Here is a 13,554-nt window from a genome sequence, read left to right as displayed (position 1 = left end):
CCTCATGCTGCCCTTCGGCATCCTCTACTCCCTCTGCCTGCTCCTCTGTGGCCTGAGCCGGGAGGCGCGGCTTCGCTACGGCGGGGCCGCGGTGGTCCTGCTGGCCGCGGCGGCGGTGGGCTATGCCGGCGGGTCGTTCGTGGCGCCGGCGCTTGGCTATGTGGCGCTGACCGCCTGGATGGCCGAGCGACGCGCGCCGCCCTGGCTGGCCCGGGGGCGTGTCTTGGCCTGGCTGGTCGCCAGTGCCGGGCTGGTCACCCATGCCTGGCCCGGCGTCCAGGGCCTGCTGCTGGCCGAGGCCACGGTGCTGAAGGCAGGCAGCGTGCCAATGAGCCTGTATTTCCACCACGACAAGGTGCTGGTGGCCTGGTCGCTGCTGGCCTGGCTGCCGCTGTTCGACCGCAGCGCCCGCCCCCTGGCCGTGGGGCGATCCTGGGCGGTGGCGCCGCTGGTGGCCGGCGGCGTGCTGGCCATCATGGGGCTGGCGGCGGTCCTCGGCCTGGTGGCCTGGCAGCCGGGGCTGCCCGCGCTGTTCTGGGCCTTCGCCATCGCCAACCTGCTCAACACCTGCGTGGCGGAGGAGTTGCTCTTTCGTGGCCTGCTGCAACGCTGGCTGGTGGAGAGAGCCGGGTGGCGGCTCGGCCTGTTCGCGGCCAGCGGGCTGTTCGGCATCGCCCATCTCGCCGGCGGTACGGCCTTCGTGCTGGTGGCCACCGCCGCCGGGGGGCTCTATGGCCTGGTCTACCTGTGGACGGGGCGGCTGGTGTGGGCGGTGCTCGTCCACTGGGGGCTCAATCTCACCCACCTGGCGCTGTTCACCTATCCGATGACGGCCTGATGGGCCAGTCGCCACTCGCGGGAGATCCGAACTCGGCTAGCGGCGGACGGGAGGGAGGACTAAGGTAGCTAGTCATCCCGATGATGGATGTGCGCCCGAGGTCTAGCGCGCGAGTACCGCCGCCGTGCCTGGGCCTCGTGCCGACGCGGCACGCCTGTAAAGGGGATTCCGTCATGCCTGGTCATCCTCCCGCCGCCGCCCTGAACGTCGTTGCCGACGCCCCCGACTTCCGCGACCGCTTCTACACGCCCTCCCTGCGCCCGCTCCGGGAGGCCATCACGCCCCCCCAGGACCTGTATATCCTCGATCAGGGGCAGCAAGGGGCCTGTACCGGTTTCGGGTTGGCGGCGACCATCAACCTGCTCTATCGCTTCCAGCGCCAGGATCACAAGGTCAGCCCGCGGATGCTCTACGAGCTGGCCAGGCGTTACGATGAATGGCCGGGCGAGGACTACGAGGGCTCCAGCTGCCGTGGGGCGATCAAGGGCTGGCGGAACTCGGGGGTCTGCCTCGAGCAGCTGGCCCCCTTCCGGCAGGGCCAGCGGCATTTCGCCATCACGCCCGAGATGGCGGGCGATGCCAGGCAGCGAACCCTGGGGGCCTATTATCGCCTGCGCCCCGAGATCACCGACTTCCATGCCGCCCTCAACGAGGTCGGGGTGATCTACGTCTCGGCCAGGGTGCACAGGGGGTGGTACCAGCCGGTGGCGGACGAGGACGGCGAGGCCCATATCCCCGAGTCGCCGGACATCGTCGGCGGTCACGCCTTCGCGATCGTCGGCTACAACCGCAAGGGGTTCTGGGTGCAGAACTCCTGGGGCAGGCAAGGCTGGGGGCAGGGCGGACTCGCGCTCTGGCCGTATGCCGACTGGGCGCGCCACGTCCTCGACGCCTGGGTGGTGCAGCTCGCCCTGCCGACCCCGCAGATCTTCGCCGAGCGGGCGGGCGACCAGTCTGCCGGCAACCGGTTGGCCGCCCGGGGCTCCGTGCCCAGGCAGAAGATCGAGAACCATTTCGTGCATCTCGATGACGGCGCCTACCACGACAAGGGGCGTTACTGGAGCAACCGTCAGCACATGGCCCTGGTGCAGCATCGGCTGAAGCAGCGCGACTTCGAGCATCTGCTGCTGTATGCCCATGGCGGCCTGAACAGCACCCAGGCCTCGGCGCGGCGCATCGCCGCCATGCAGGGCGTCTTCCTGGCCAACGGCATCTATCCGTTCCATGTCATGTACGACACCGGTCTGGTCGAGGAGCTCCGCGACGTGATCCTCGGCAAGCGGCTGGAAGCCGAACGGGTCGCCGGCGATATTCGCGACTGGCTCGACCGGCGTATCGAGGACCTGACCCGCAAGGTCGGCAGGGCACTCTGGCGGGAGATGAAGTTCGGCGCCAGGCAGCCCTTCGGCACCCAGCGCGCCGACGGCAGCGATGCGCTCGGCAGGCTGCTGGCCCCGCTGGACGGGGAGATCCCGCTCCACGTGGTGGGGCACTCCACCGGCGCCATCCTGCATGCCCACCTGCTCACGAGAGCCGCGACGCTGTTGCCCGACCTCGAGATCCGCACCTGCTCTTTGCTCGCCCCGGCGGCGACCAATGCCCTGTTCGAGCAACGCTATGTGCCGCTGCTGGAGCACGGACACCTCAAGGAGCTGTGCATCTACAACCTCTCCGACCGCCTGGAGCGGGACGACCATGTGGCCGAGGTGTACGGCAAGTCCCTGCTGTATCTGGTCTCGAGGGCCTTCGAGGAGGCGCCCACGATGCCCTTGCTGGGGATGCAGGTCCACAACTCCCGGCTCGACCTGGCCGGCCTGCCGGTGGAATTCGTCTACAGCGAGGGGGAGCCTTCCCAGCGCAGCGCCAGCCTCAGCCATGGCGGCTTCGACAATGACCCCTCCACCCTGAACGATGTGTTGAGGCGGATACTGGGCAAGGCGCCCGCGCGCCCCTTCGTGGCGGAAGAACTGGACTACTGACGTCGGCGGCCCGGGTATCCCGGCGCTCCCGGCGCACGCGACCCGGACGAGGCAGGGCATCCCGGCAAGCGGGCGTCATGCCGCGATGCTCAGGCAGCCGTTCTCGATGCGCCCGGTGGCGCCATAGCGCCAGGGGCGGTTGTGCAGGCCGTGGCCGATGGGCAGGCCGCTGAACAGCGGCAGCGCGAGGGAAGCGAGGGTCTTGGTGAAGATCGCCTCCAGGGTCGTCTCGCCGTAGGGGGGGCAGCCCTCGAAGGTGCCCAGGCACACCGCCGCGGCCTCGTCCAGGGCCCCCGCATGCACCAGCTGCCACAGGGCCCGCTCCAGGCGGTAGTAGGGCTCGCCCACGTCCTCGAGGATCACCAGCGCGCCAGGCGCGGCCCGGAAGGCCGCCGGGGTGCCGATCAGGCTCGCCAGGGTGGCCAGGTTGCCGCCCACCACCGGACCCTGCAGGCTCGGCGGTGCCGGCCGGTGGGCGATCAGCGGGTAGTCGAGGGGCACGCCTCCCCGGATCAATTCCAGGGTCTCCTCGAACTGGCGGCGGATCACTTCCCGCCGGTCGGCGTCGCCGGCGAGCAGGCCGCCGGCGGCCTTGGCCACCGGCCCATGGATGGCCGGCAGCCCGCGGCGATGGCACTGGTCGAGCAGCACGGTCACGTCGGAATAGCCGATCAGCGGCTTGGGGTGGTCCGCCAGCCTGGCCCAGTCGATGCCCGCCACCAGTTGGGCGGCACCATAGCCGCCGCGCACCGCCCAGACGGCCTGGCTCGCGGGATCGTCATAGGCGGCATGCAGCTGGGCCAGGCGCCGCTCGCGGCTGCCGGCCAGATAGCGCTCGGGGGCCTGCAGCGGCTCCACGACGCGCACCTCGACGCCCAGGGACGACAGGCCCCGGATGCCGGCGGCCACGGCCTTCGGGTCGGTGTAGGACGAGGGCGCGATCAGGCTGACGGCGAGCGACATGGCGGGGTGATCCTGTGGCGAGCATAAGGGACAGGATGGCATTGTCGGCAGGCAGGCGCCCGTTGTCACGACCTCGACGGCAGCAGGCGCCAGGGAAGCACGCATGGCGAGCCTCCCCGGCGCCCTTCCTTGCGGGGCCGACGGCCGCTGTCGGGTCCGGCGGAAGCGCGCGTTTCACTGCCGTTCGACGGGTGTCGGCAGCCTGCCCCAGTCTCGCGTCAGACGCGCGGTCGTCGTAGCCGGAGCCGGCCACCTCGTCCCGGGGCGGTACGCCCGTGCCCGTCAGGCCGGTGCGTCCACGGACTCCGCTGCGTCTGCGGGGGCGGCGATCGGGGCGACGGGTGCCTGGCCCGGCGGGAGCGGTGCCAGCATCTTGATGCGCATCTGCTCGACGACGAAATCGACGAAGGTGCGCACCTTGGGCGAGACGAGCTGGCCGCCCGGGAAGACCGCATACAGCTCGATCTCGGGGCCCTCCCAGCCGTCGAGGATGCGGTGCAGCCGGCTGTCCTCCGGGCCCAGGCAGGCCACGATCTCGCTGGCCAGCATGATGCCCTGCCCCTCGAGCAGCAGGCCACGCAGGACGAAGGGGTCGTTGGCGATGGCCACGGGATCGACTTCGACCTCCTCCCGGCGCGAGCCGTTGCGAAGCTGCCACACATGGCGGTGGCCGCGCCGGTCGATGGCCTTCGCCAGCGCCGGGTGATGGATCAGGTCCGCCGGCTGGCGGGGCTCGCCGTGCCGGGCGAGGTAGTCTCCGCTGGCATAGACGTAGGAGCGATGCCTGGCCAGGGGGCGGGCCACCAGGCTGGAGTCCGCCAGCGGCCCGACGCGAATCGCCACGTCGATCTGGTTGGCCACCAGGTCGAGGCGCTCATTGGAGAGGATCAGCTCGACCCGCACCTGGGGATAACGCTTGCGGAAATCCTGCACCAGTATCGAGGTGAACTCGGTGCACATGGTGAAGGGGGCCGTGACCCTTAGCCAGCCGCGCGGGCTCTCCTCGAGCCGATGCACCGCGTGCTCCGCTTCGCTCAACTCCCGGGCGATGCGGTTGCAATACTCGAAGTAGACGGCGCCGGCTTCGGTCAGGCCCAGCTGGCGGGTGGTGCGGTTCAGCAGCCGGGCGCCCAGGCGCTGCTCCAGTTCCCGGACCTTGCGGCTCACCGTGGTCTTGGGGATGTGCAGCAAGCGGGAGGCGGCGGTAAAGCTTCCCTGCTCCACGACCTTGGCGAAGATCAGAACGTCGTTGAGATCCTGCGACATGGTGTTGTCCTTTGCCGTGCCAGTGGCATTCGTAGAGGAGTGAAGCAGGGCGGGGGGCACGGACACTGTCCCGTCAGTGGAACAGTATTTCCCCCGAGACCCGTCTAATCAAGTCGCCTTAGCCGCTCTATGGTTGGCCATTCATTGTGCCCCGGCCGTGTCGATTCTGCGCCTGCTGAGACGACTCAGGAGTCATCACGGCAGATCGCCCTCCACCAGAGGAGCGGTGTCGGTGCCGATTCACGACGGGATAGGGAGGAACTCCCATGCATGTCCACGAGAGGTTCCAGCAGTCGCGGCCCCGGCGAGTGTCCCTGATGATCGCCTTGCTGCTGGGAGCCGGAGTGCTGGCCGGCTGCGATAGCCAGGCGGACGGTGAACCATCGGCACCGCCACCCCCCGAGGTGAGCGTGGCCGAGGTGGTGGTCAGGGACGTGCGCTACTGGGACGAATTCACCGGTCGTATCGAGGCGGTGGAGTCGGTGGAGCTGCGTCCGCGCGTGGCCGGCTACGTCGAGCGCGTCAACTACATCGAGGGCGGTGTCGTCGACCAGGGCGATGTGCTGTTCGTCATCGATCAGCGTCCCTATCGGGCCGAACTGGCGCGAGCCGAGGCCGAGCTGGCGCATGCCGAGGCGCGGGTCGGACTGACCCGCAGCGAGGCCGCCCGGGCCGAGGCGCTGAGCCAGAGTCGCGCCATCTCCCGCGAGCTGCTGGATCAGCGCCGGTCGGCGGCGGCCGAGGCCGAGGCCGAGCTGCTGGCCGCCCGCGCGCGCGTCGACACGGCGCGACTGAACCTGGCCTTCACCGAGGTGCGCGCGCCGATCGCCGGGCGTACCGGGCGGGCCCTGGTCACCGCGGGCAACCTGGTGTCCGAAGCCTCGCCCCTGACCTCGATCGTCTCCCTGGACAAGGTCCACGTGCACTTCCACGCCGACGAGCAGAGCTACCTGCGCTATGGCGCCATGGCGCGTTCCGGCGAGCGGCCCAGTTCGCGCGAGGCGCACACCCCGGTGCGGGTGGGATTGGCGTCCGACAGCGGCTACCCCTACCGGGGCGAGGTGGACTTCGTCGACAACCGGCTCGACGCCTCGGCGGGCACCATGCTGATGCGTGCCGTGCTCGACAACCGCGATGGGCAGTTCGCGCCGGGCATGTTCGCGCGCGTACAGCTGCGCGGCCAGGGGGCCGACGACGCCATGCTGGTCGATGACAAGGCGGTGTTGACCGATCAGGACCGCAAGTACGTCTATGTCGTCGACGACCAGGGACTCGCCCAGCGCCGCGACGTTCGCCTCGGGCGCATGGCCGAGGGCCTGCGCGTGATCGAGTCGGGGCTCGAGCCGGGTGACCGCGTGGTGGTGCGCGGAGCGCAGCGCATCTTCGTTCCGGGCATGCCGGTGGCCGCGCAACGCGTCGACATGAGCGATCCCCGGCCGACGGTCGATCTCTCGGCCGTTCACTGACGGCGGTTGCCGTCGACAGGTTCTCCGGGACATGCCTGAAAGCGGCTCGCCCCGATGACGGAGGAGTAGTGCCATGGACTTCGCGAAGTTTTTCGTCGACCGCCCGATCTTCGCCGCGGTGCTGTCGATCCTCCTCTTCATCGCCGGGGCGATCACCATCCCGCTGCTGCCGGTCAGCGAATACCCGGACGTGGTGCCGCCCTCGGTGGTGGTACGCACGGTCTATCCCGGCGCCAACCCCAAGGTCATCGCCGAGACCGTGGCCACGCCGCTGGAAGAGGAGATCAACGGCGTCGAGGACATGATGTACCTCAAGTCGGTGGCCGGCTCCGATGGGGTGCTGCAGATGACCGTGACCTTCCGCCCCGGTACCGATCCGGACGATGCCGCGGTCAAGGTGCAGAATCGGGTCAACCAGGCGTTGGCGCGGCTGCCCGAGGACGTGCGCCGACAGGGCGTGACCACCCAGAAGCAGTCGCCGACGTTCCTGATGGTGGTGCACCTGACCGCGGAGGACGGCCGCTACGACACCCTGTACCTGCGCAACTACGCCCGTCTGCACGTCAAGGACGCGCTGGCGCGCCTGCCGGGGGTCGGCGATGCGCAGATCTTCGGCGGCGGCGACTACGCCATGCGCGCCTGGCTCGACCCGAACAGGATCGCCGCGCGCGGGCTCACCGCCGGCGACGTGGTGCGGGCGATGCGCGAGCAGAACGTGCAGGTCTCGGCCGGCCAGCTCGGCGCCGAGCCCATGCCCGATAGCGATTTCCTGACCCTGATCAACGCCCGGGGCCGTCTGACCACCGAGGAAGAGTTCGGCGACATCGTGGTCAAGAGCGGCGCCGACGGCGAGCTCGTGCGCCTGGCCGACGTCGCCCGCCTGGAACTGGGCGCCGGCGACTATACGCTGCGCTCGAAGCTCGATGGCAATGACGCGGTCGCCATCGGTGTCTTCCAGGCGCCGGGGGCGAATGCGCTGGAGATCCAGGAGAACGTCATCGCCAGCATGGACGAGCTGGCCCAGTGGTTCCCCGAGGGCGTCGAGTACGAGGCGGTGTACGATACCACCATCTTCGTGCGCGACTCGATCGAGGCCGTGGTCAAGACCCTGCTGGAGGCGGTGCTGCTGGTGGTGCTGGTGGTCACGCTGTTCCTGCAGACCTGGCGGGCGTCGATCATTCCGCTGATCGCGGTGCCGGTGTCGGTGGTGGGTACCTTCGCCGTGCTCTATCTGCTGGGCTTCTCGATCAATACCCTGACCCTGTTCGGCCTGGTGTTGGCGATCGGTATCGTGGTCGACGACGCCATCGTGGTGGTGGAGAACGTCGAGCGCAACATCGAAGAGGGATTGACACCGCTTGCCGCCGCGCACCAGGCGATGAAGGAGGTGTCCGGCCCGATCATCGCCATCGGCCTGGTACTGTGCGCGGTATTCGTGCCGATGGCGTTCCTGTCCGGGGTCACCGGGCAGTTCTACCGCCAGTTCGCGGCGACCATCGCCATCTCCACGGTGATCTCCACGATCAATTCGTTGACCCTGTCGCCGGCGCTGGCGGCGATGCTGCTCAAGCCCCACGACGCGCCCAAGGACCGCCTGACGCGGCTGATCGACCTGCTGTTCGGCTGGCTGTTCCGTCCCTTCAACCGCGGCTTCGGCAGCAGCTCGGCCAAGTACCAGGGGGCGATCTCGCGCATCCTGGGCCGGCGTGGGGCGGTGTTCGTGGTGTATGCCTTGCTGCTGACCGCGACCGGGGTGCTGTTCAAGGCGGTGCCGCCGGGCTTCATCCCGACCCAGGACAAGCAGTACCTGATCGCCGGTGTCATGTTGCCGGAAGGGGCCTCGCTGTCGCGCACCGATGCAATGCTGAGCCGGGTCGGCGAGATCGCCATGGCGACCGAGGGCGTGACCCACACGGTCGCCTTTCCGGGCCTCAATGCGCTGCAGTTCACCAATACGCCCAATAATGGGGTGGTGTTCCTGACCCTGGCGCCCTTCGCCGAGCGCGACCGCACGGCGGCCGAGATCAACGCCGAGATCAACCGCAACATCGCGGGTCTGCAGGAGGGCTTCGCGTTTGCCTTCATGCCGCCGCCGATCCTGGGGCTCGGCAACGGCAACGGCTGGCAGATGTTCATCGAGGACCGGGCGGGGCTCGGCTACGGCGCGCTGCAAGGCGCGGTGCAGGCGTTCCAGGGGGCGATCGCGCAGACGCCGGGCATGGGCTTCCCGATCACCAGCTACCAGGCCAACGTGCCGCAGCTCGATGCCGACGTCGACCGCACCAAGGCCAAGGCCCAGGGAGTGCCGCTGACGGAGCTGTTCGACACCCTGCAGACCTATCTCGGCTCGACCTACGTCAACGACTTCAACCAGTTCGGCCGCACCTGGCAAGTGATCGCCCAGGCCGATGCCCCCTACCGTGACAGCGTCGAGGACATCGCCAATCTGCGCACCCGCAACGAGCGCGGCGAGATGGTGCCGATCGGCTCGATGGTGCGGATCAGCCAGAGCTTCGGCCCGGACCCGGTGCTGCGCTACAACGGCTATCCCGCCGCCGACCTGGCCGGCGAGGCGGATCCGCGGCTGCTGTCCTCGGCGCAGGCGATGGACGCGCTGAGCGAGCTCGCCGCCCGGGTGCTGCCAGGCGGCATGACCTTCGAGTGGACCGACCTGAGCTTCCAGCAGGCCACCCAGGGCAACGCCGCGCTGGTGGTGTTCCCGGTGTCGGTGTTGCTGGTGTTCCTGGCCCTGGCCGCCCTCTACGAGAGCTGGACCCTGCCGCTGGCGGTGATCCTGATCGTGCCGATGTGCATGCTCTCGGCGCTGCTCGGGGTGTGGTTGATGAAGGGCGACAACAACATCTTCGTCCAGGTCGGGCTGGTGGTGTTGATCGGCCTGGCGTGCAAGAACGCCATCCTGATCGTCGAGTTCGCCCGCGAGCTGGAGATACAGGGCAAGGGCATCATCGAGGCGGCCCTGGAGGCCTGCCGCCTGCGCCTGCGGCCGATCATCATGACCTCGATCACCTTCACCGCGGCGGTGGTGCCGCTGATGCTCGGCAGTGGCGCCGGCGCCGAGGTGCGCCAGGCGCTCGGCGTGGCGGTGTTCGCCGGCATGCTCGGCGTCACGCTGTTCGGCCTCTTCCTCACCCCGGTGTTCTACGTGGCACTGCGCAAGCTGGTCGAGCGCGGCCGTCGGGCGCCGCAGGACGCCTTGCCGGCGGAGGGCGAGTCCCCGGCATAAGCGTCTGCCGATGCCCTTGGCGTTGCTGCGCTCGGCCTGCCCCGGGGCCCCATCCCAACGCCCGCATCGCCGGCCGGGCCGGAGAGCCGCGACGTTGAGACGAGGCAGCCGTGAGCGGGAGCTAGAGGGTCTTGGCCGGCGTGGCCGGGAAGGGACGCAGATCGAGCAACTCGACCCGGTACTCGTCGGTGGCGGGTGCGTAGACCACGCGGTAGCGACCGGGATAGTAGCCTGGAAGGCTGTAGGCGGCCGGTGTCTTCACCGGCAGGGTGTCGACCGGCCGTGAGCGCAGGTAGTCCAGGGCGACCATCGGTTCGAGGAAGATCAGCCTGCCGGCGTCGTAGCCGTACACGAAGGTGCGGGTGAACGGCTGGCCATGGAACTCCTCGCTGTCGGTATCGATGCCGTGGACGCCCATGCGCTCGACGGCCGAGTCGGGCGGGATCATGTAGCCCGCCGGCACCAGCGTGTTCTCCGGCGGGGCGAGGCGCGCCTCCCGGTCGGGGCCCTGGAAGGTGATGGCCTGCCGCTCGGCCTCGTCGATGAGGTAGAAGTGCAGGTCGAAGTGGGGGACCGAGTAGATGCCCTCGGGGATATGGCCGTGGGGATTCCAGTTCAGCCCGATATGCTGATAGCCGGTGATCGGCGAGTCCTCGGGCATCGGCAGCAGGTACTCCCATTCATGCTGGTCCGGCGTCTCCGTCGGCAGCCCCTCCAGGACTCCGGCGCTGAGCACCACGGCGACCGAACTCGGGATGCCGTCCGTCTGTTCGCTGACGGCGACCCTGGCCTGGCCGTCACCGACCGCCACCGGGTCGCCCCACGAGATGCGCTCCGCGAGGGCCGGCAGGGCGGTGCCCGCCATGGCCAGCGCCACGACCGATACCCCGCCGAGTCGGCGGAGTCTGGCAACATTCACGATGGTCATGATCCCCTCCACGATAGGTGCCGGGCCGACAGGCGTGGGTCTGGCATCAAGGCCCGCCGCCGGTGTCGTTGCCGGACGCGACAGGCAGCTTGCCCGCCATGGCCGGGTCATCTCGGGAGGGGGTGTCGCGTGCGGCAGGAGGCATGAAGCGCTCCCGGCGTGACGCCCTTGACCGCTGCGCTGGCGGTTGGCGTTGGCCCATTCAGTATAGTGCCTGGCGGCCGCGGCGACGGGCGGGAGATGTCAGACGGCCCGCGGTCTGCTGGCCGATGGTGGCGCTGAGGCGGAGGGGCCGATCGCCGCCTCCATGGCCCGGCGCAGCGGTTCCAGGGCCTCCCCGAGCCAGTCGCCGAAGGCGACCGCACGGGGCGCCTCGGCGGTCGCCGGCAGGCTGACCAGATAGTAGCTGAACTCGCTGCGCCGCCAGCGGCGCAGCGCCACCACCTCGCCTCGCTGGAGCATCTCCCGGGCCACCGAGAGGCGGGCGAGGCACAGCCCCAGACCCTGTCGGCAGGCGGTCAGCGCCAGGCCGCTGTCGGAGACCCCGAGGCGCCGCAGTGCCTGGGGATCATGCAGGCCGGCCTCGCGCCACCAGGGCCCCCAGTGGCTCCAGGGCTCGCCGGGCAGGGCGCCGGCGTCCTCGATAAAACAGGCGTCTCGCCAGTCGCTCGGCAGCGGCGAGCCCTCGCCCGGGCCCACCACTGTGATCGCATCGTCCAGCAGGGGGAGCACCCGCAGGCCGGGGTAGTCGCCGGTGCCGAAGCGGATGGCGAGGTCGACCTCGCCGTCACGCAGGTCGGCCAGGCGGTTGTCGCCCACCAGCGTCAGTGCCAGTCCCGGATGGCGGTGCAGCAGCTCACCCACCCGCGGCAGCAGGGTCTGCTGCAATAAGGCCTGGGGCGCCGACACCCGCAATGGGCCGTCGAGGCTCGGCTGGCGCAGCTCCCGGGTGGCCCGTTCGATCAGCACGAAGGCCTCGGCGATGCGCTCGCGGTAGCGCGCACCGGCGTCGGTCAGGGCGACCCCGCGTACCTTGCGCTCGAACAGCCGCAGCCCGAGCGCCTCCTCGAGGGCCTTGATGCGATGGCTGACGGCCGCGGGCGTGACGTGCAGTTCGTCGGCGGCGGCGCTGAAACTGCCCCGCCGGGCCGCCGCCTCGAAGGCGTGCAGGGTGGCCAGGGGCAGGCGAGGGAACGCGGGCATGGCTTACTCCTGATAGGCCTGTGGGTGAGAAACGCTAGGTTGTTATTACACCCGCTAAGCCCAGAATGCGAGGCATCCCCCACGAACCGGAGACCTCCCATGACCGGCACCCTCTACCGCCTGTCCGCCTTCACCCGTGCCCCCCGGGGCGGCAACCCGGCCGGCGTCTGGCTGGGCGAGGCCCTGCCCGACGCCGACACCATGCGCCGCATCGCCGCCGAGGTGGGCTATTCCGAGACCGCCTTCCTCGCGCCACGCCATGGCGAGGCCCGCCAGGTGCGCTACTACAGCCCCGAGGCCGAGGTCAGCTTCTGCGGCCATGCCACCGTGGCCGCCGGGGTGCTGCTGGGACGCCTCGAGGGCGCGGGGACCTATCGGCTGGCCACGGCGGTCGGCGAGGTGCCGGTCACGGTGGAACGCATTGGCGGCGACTGGCGGACTTCGCTGGTCTCGGTCACGCCAGACCACCGGGCCGCCGCGCCCGACCTGGTCGAGGCGGTCCTGGCAAGCCTCGGCTGGCAGGCCGATGAGCTGGACCCGGCACTGCCGCCGGCGCTGGCCTATGCCGGGGCCTGGCACCTGGTGCTGGCCGTGGCCACCAAGCAACGGCTCGATGACCTGCGCTACGATTTCGCGGCACTCAAGGCGCTGATGCAACGCGAGGGCCTCACCACCCTGCAGCTGGTGTGGCGCGAGTCGGCGACGCGCTTTCATGCCCGGGACCCCTTTCCGGTGGGCGGGGTGGTGGAGGACCCGGCGACCGGCGCCGCGGCGGCGGCGCTGGGCGGCTACCTGCGGGCGGCGGGATTGATCGACACGCCCTGCCGGCTGACGATCCTGCAGGGCGAGGCCATGGGACGGCCGAGCCGGATCGAGGTCGGGGTGCCGCCCACCGGTGGGATCGTGGTGGCCGGCACGGCGGTGGACCTCGAGGCGACAGCGGGCGACGCGCCCTGCGTGGCGAGGTGTCAGTCGAGGTAGGCCGCGATGGCGTCCCGAGCGGCGGTCTGCTGGCGAGCGAACGCCGCCCAGCACTTGAGGACATAGGCATCGAACAGGGGAGCGGTGGACGTCATCATGGCGACCCTCCTTGGGGGAGACCCTTCCAGTATAGTCGCTCTATGCTGCGATGCAGCATGAAGGTTGGATGACGCCGAGCCGCCGTGGCGCCTGATGCATCCAGACGGCCGGAACAGCCGGGGGCGTCACGCAGCTGGCCAGGGGCGCGCCGACACCGGCAGCCCGATGCAAAACACCCCACCGGCGCGTGGCGCAGTGGGGTGCGGTAAGGGCGACTGCCGGGGGATCGCGCCGCTCAGAGCTGAGGGTGTTCCTCGAACAGCTCGGCCCTGGCATCGCGCATGACACCCTCGCAGGCGGCCTGGTGGGCGAGTTGGGTGAGCAGCCCCTGGGTCACGGCGAAGCCCTTGCCCAGGCAGGTGTCCACCTCTTCGCGGCTGACTTCCGGTATGACGTTGCAGTCGATCCTGAGCGTTCTTCCGCTCCCTTCCAGCCGGTCGGCCAATGCCCGCAGCTGCCAGGCGAGCCGTTGCTTCCAGTCGGCCGATTCTTCCGCGCCCTCGTTCACGCTAAACGTGCACTGCCACTCCGGTTTGTAGACTCTCATACGAACCTCCGGTGCTGGCTTGGAATGAATGCTCGGTCGT

Annotated in this window: 10 protein-coding genes; 5 read left to right on the top strand and 5 right to left on the bottom strand. The window is 69.8% G+C overall.

Going from position 1 to position 13,554, the window contains the following annotated elements; all coding sequences use genetic code 11:
• The first annotated feature begins 4 nt into the window (after nucleotides 1–4).
• Together QWY76_RS15755 and QWY76_RS15750 are read left to right on the top strand one after the other, a co-directional pair.
• The gene (locus QWY76_RS15755) at nucleotides 5–838 is read left to right on the top strand and encodes a CPBP family intramembrane glutamic endopeptidase (protein WP_290312252.1); all 834 of its coding nucleotides are present in this window, start codon (nucleotides 5–7) and stop codon (nucleotides 836–838) included.
• Nucleotides 839–1,011: 173 nt separating this feature from the next.
• Nucleotides 1,012–2,817: a C1 family peptidase gene (locus tag QWY76_RS15750; protein ID WP_290312251.1), complete on the top strand. Its 1,806-nt coding sequence runs from the start codon at nucleotides 1,012–1,014 to the stop codon at nucleotides 2,815–2,817.
• A gap of 75 nt (nucleotides 2,818–2,892) precedes the next feature.
• On the opposite strand, the gene QWY76_RS15745 is transcribed toward QWY76_RS15750, so the two are convergent.
• Entirely contained in the window at nucleotides 2,893–3,780 is an 888-nt protein-coding gene (locus tag QWY76_RS15745) for an LD-carboxypeptidase (protein WP_290312250.1), read from the bottom strand.
• Between the two features lie 282 nt (nucleotides 3,781–4,062).
• Nucleotides 4,063–5,046 carry a LysR family transcriptional regulator gene (locus QWY76_RS15740; RefSeq protein ID WP_290312248.1) on the bottom strand — a complete coding sequence of 328 codons (984 nt, stop codon included), beginning with the start codon at nucleotides 5,044–5,046 and terminating at the stop codon, nucleotides 4,063–4,065.
• A gap of 266 nt (nucleotides 5,047–5,312) precedes the next feature.
• On the opposite strand from QWY76_RS15740, the gene QWY76_RS15735 reads away from it, so the two are divergent.
• A complete protein-coding gene (locus QWY76_RS15735) occupies nucleotides 5,313–6,512 on the top strand; it encodes an efflux RND transporter periplasmic adaptor subunit (RefSeq protein WP_290312247.1) in 1,200 nt (399 codons plus the stop codon).
• A gap of 73 nt (nucleotides 6,513–6,585) precedes the next feature.
• Nucleotides 6,586–9,756, top strand: a complete 3,171-nt coding sequence (locus QWY76_RS15730) for an efflux RND transporter permease subunit (protein WP_290312246.1) — start codon at nucleotides 6,586–6,588, stop codon at nucleotides 9,754–9,756.
• A gap of 121 nt (nucleotides 9,757–9,877) precedes the next feature.
• On the opposite strand, the gene QWY76_RS15725 is transcribed toward QWY76_RS15730, so the two are convergent.
• Together QWY76_RS15725 and QWY76_RS15720 are read right to left on the bottom strand one after the other, a co-directional pair.
• Nucleotides 9,878–10,684, bottom strand: a complete 807-nt coding sequence (locus tag QWY76_RS15725) for a DUF5602 domain-containing protein (protein ID WP_290312244.1) — start codon at nucleotides 10,682–10,684, stop codon at nucleotides 9,878–9,880.
• A gap of 243 nt (nucleotides 10,685–10,927) precedes the next feature.
• Nucleotides 10,928–11,887: a LysR substrate-binding domain-containing protein gene (locus QWY76_RS15720; RefSeq protein ID WP_290312243.1), complete on the bottom strand. Its 960-nt coding sequence runs from the start codon at nucleotides 11,885–11,887 to the stop codon at nucleotides 10,928–10,930.
• A gap of 99 nt (nucleotides 11,888–11,986) precedes the next feature.
• Between QWY76_RS15720 and QWY76_RS15715 the strand changes: the two genes are divergently transcribed.
• Nucleotides 11,987–12,868, top strand: coding sequence for a PhzF family phenazine biosynthesis protein (locus tag QWY76_RS15715; protein ID WP_290312242.1), 882 nt, complete (start codon nucleotides 11,987–11,989; stop codon nucleotides 12,866–12,868).
• Nucleotides 12,869–13,202: 334 nt separating this feature from the next.
• Here QWY76_RS15715 and QWY76_RS15710 read toward each other — a convergent pair whose 3' ends face one another.
• Nucleotides 13,203–13,514, bottom strand: coding sequence for a hypothetical protein (locus QWY76_RS15710; protein ID WP_290312241.1), 312 nt, complete (start codon nucleotides 13,512–13,514; stop codon nucleotides 13,203–13,205).
• Nucleotides 13,515–13,554 lie beyond the last annotated feature (40 nt).

The organism is Halomonas maura (assembly GCF_030409305.1).
Lineage (GTDB): Bacteria > Pseudomonadota > Gammaproteobacteria > Pseudomonadales > Halomonadaceae > Halomonas > Halomonas maura.
This window is presented reverse-complemented; position numbering and strand designations above follow the sequence as displayed.

Excerpts from the sequence above, each read along its gene's own strand:
- QWY76_RS15755 (WP_290312252.1), top strand. The coding sequence starts at position 5 with ATGCTGCCCTTCGGCATCCTCTACTCCCTCTGCCTGCTCCTCTGTGGC.
- QWY76_RS15750 (WP_290312251.1), top strand. The coding sequence starts at position 1,012 with ATGCCTGGTCATCCTCCCGCCGCCGCCCTGAACGTCGTTGCCGACGCC.
- QWY76_RS15745 (WP_290312250.1), bottom strand. The coding sequence starts at position 3,780 with ATGTCGCTCGCCGTCAGCCTGATCGCGCCCTCGTCCTACACCGACCCG.
- QWY76_RS15740 (WP_290312248.1), bottom strand. The coding sequence starts at position 5,046 with ATGTCGCAGGATCTCAACGACGTTCTGATCTTCGCCAAGGTCGTGGAG.
- QWY76_RS15735 (WP_290312247.1), top strand. The coding sequence starts at position 5,313 with ATGCATGTCCACGAGAGGTTCCAGCAGTCGCGGCCCCGGCGAGTGTCC.
- QWY76_RS15730 (WP_290312246.1), top strand. The coding sequence starts at position 6,586 with ATGGACTTCGCGAAGTTTTTCGTCGACCGCCCGATCTTCGCCGCGGTG.
- QWY76_RS15725 (WP_290312244.1), bottom strand. The coding sequence starts at position 10,684 with ATGACCATCGTGAATGTTGCCAGACTCCGCCGACTCGGCGGGGTATCG.
- QWY76_RS15720 (WP_290312243.1), bottom strand. The coding sequence starts at position 11,887 with ATGCCCGCGTTCCCTCGCCTGCCCCTGGCCACCCTGCACGCCTTCGAG.
- QWY76_RS15715 (WP_290312242.1), top strand. The coding sequence starts at position 11,987 with ATGACCGGCACCCTCTACCGCCTGTCCGCCTTCACCCGTGCCCCCCGG.
- QWY76_RS15710 (WP_290312241.1), bottom strand. The coding sequence starts at position 13,514 with ATGAGAGTCTACAAACCGGAGTGGCAGTGCACGTTTAGCGTGAACGAG.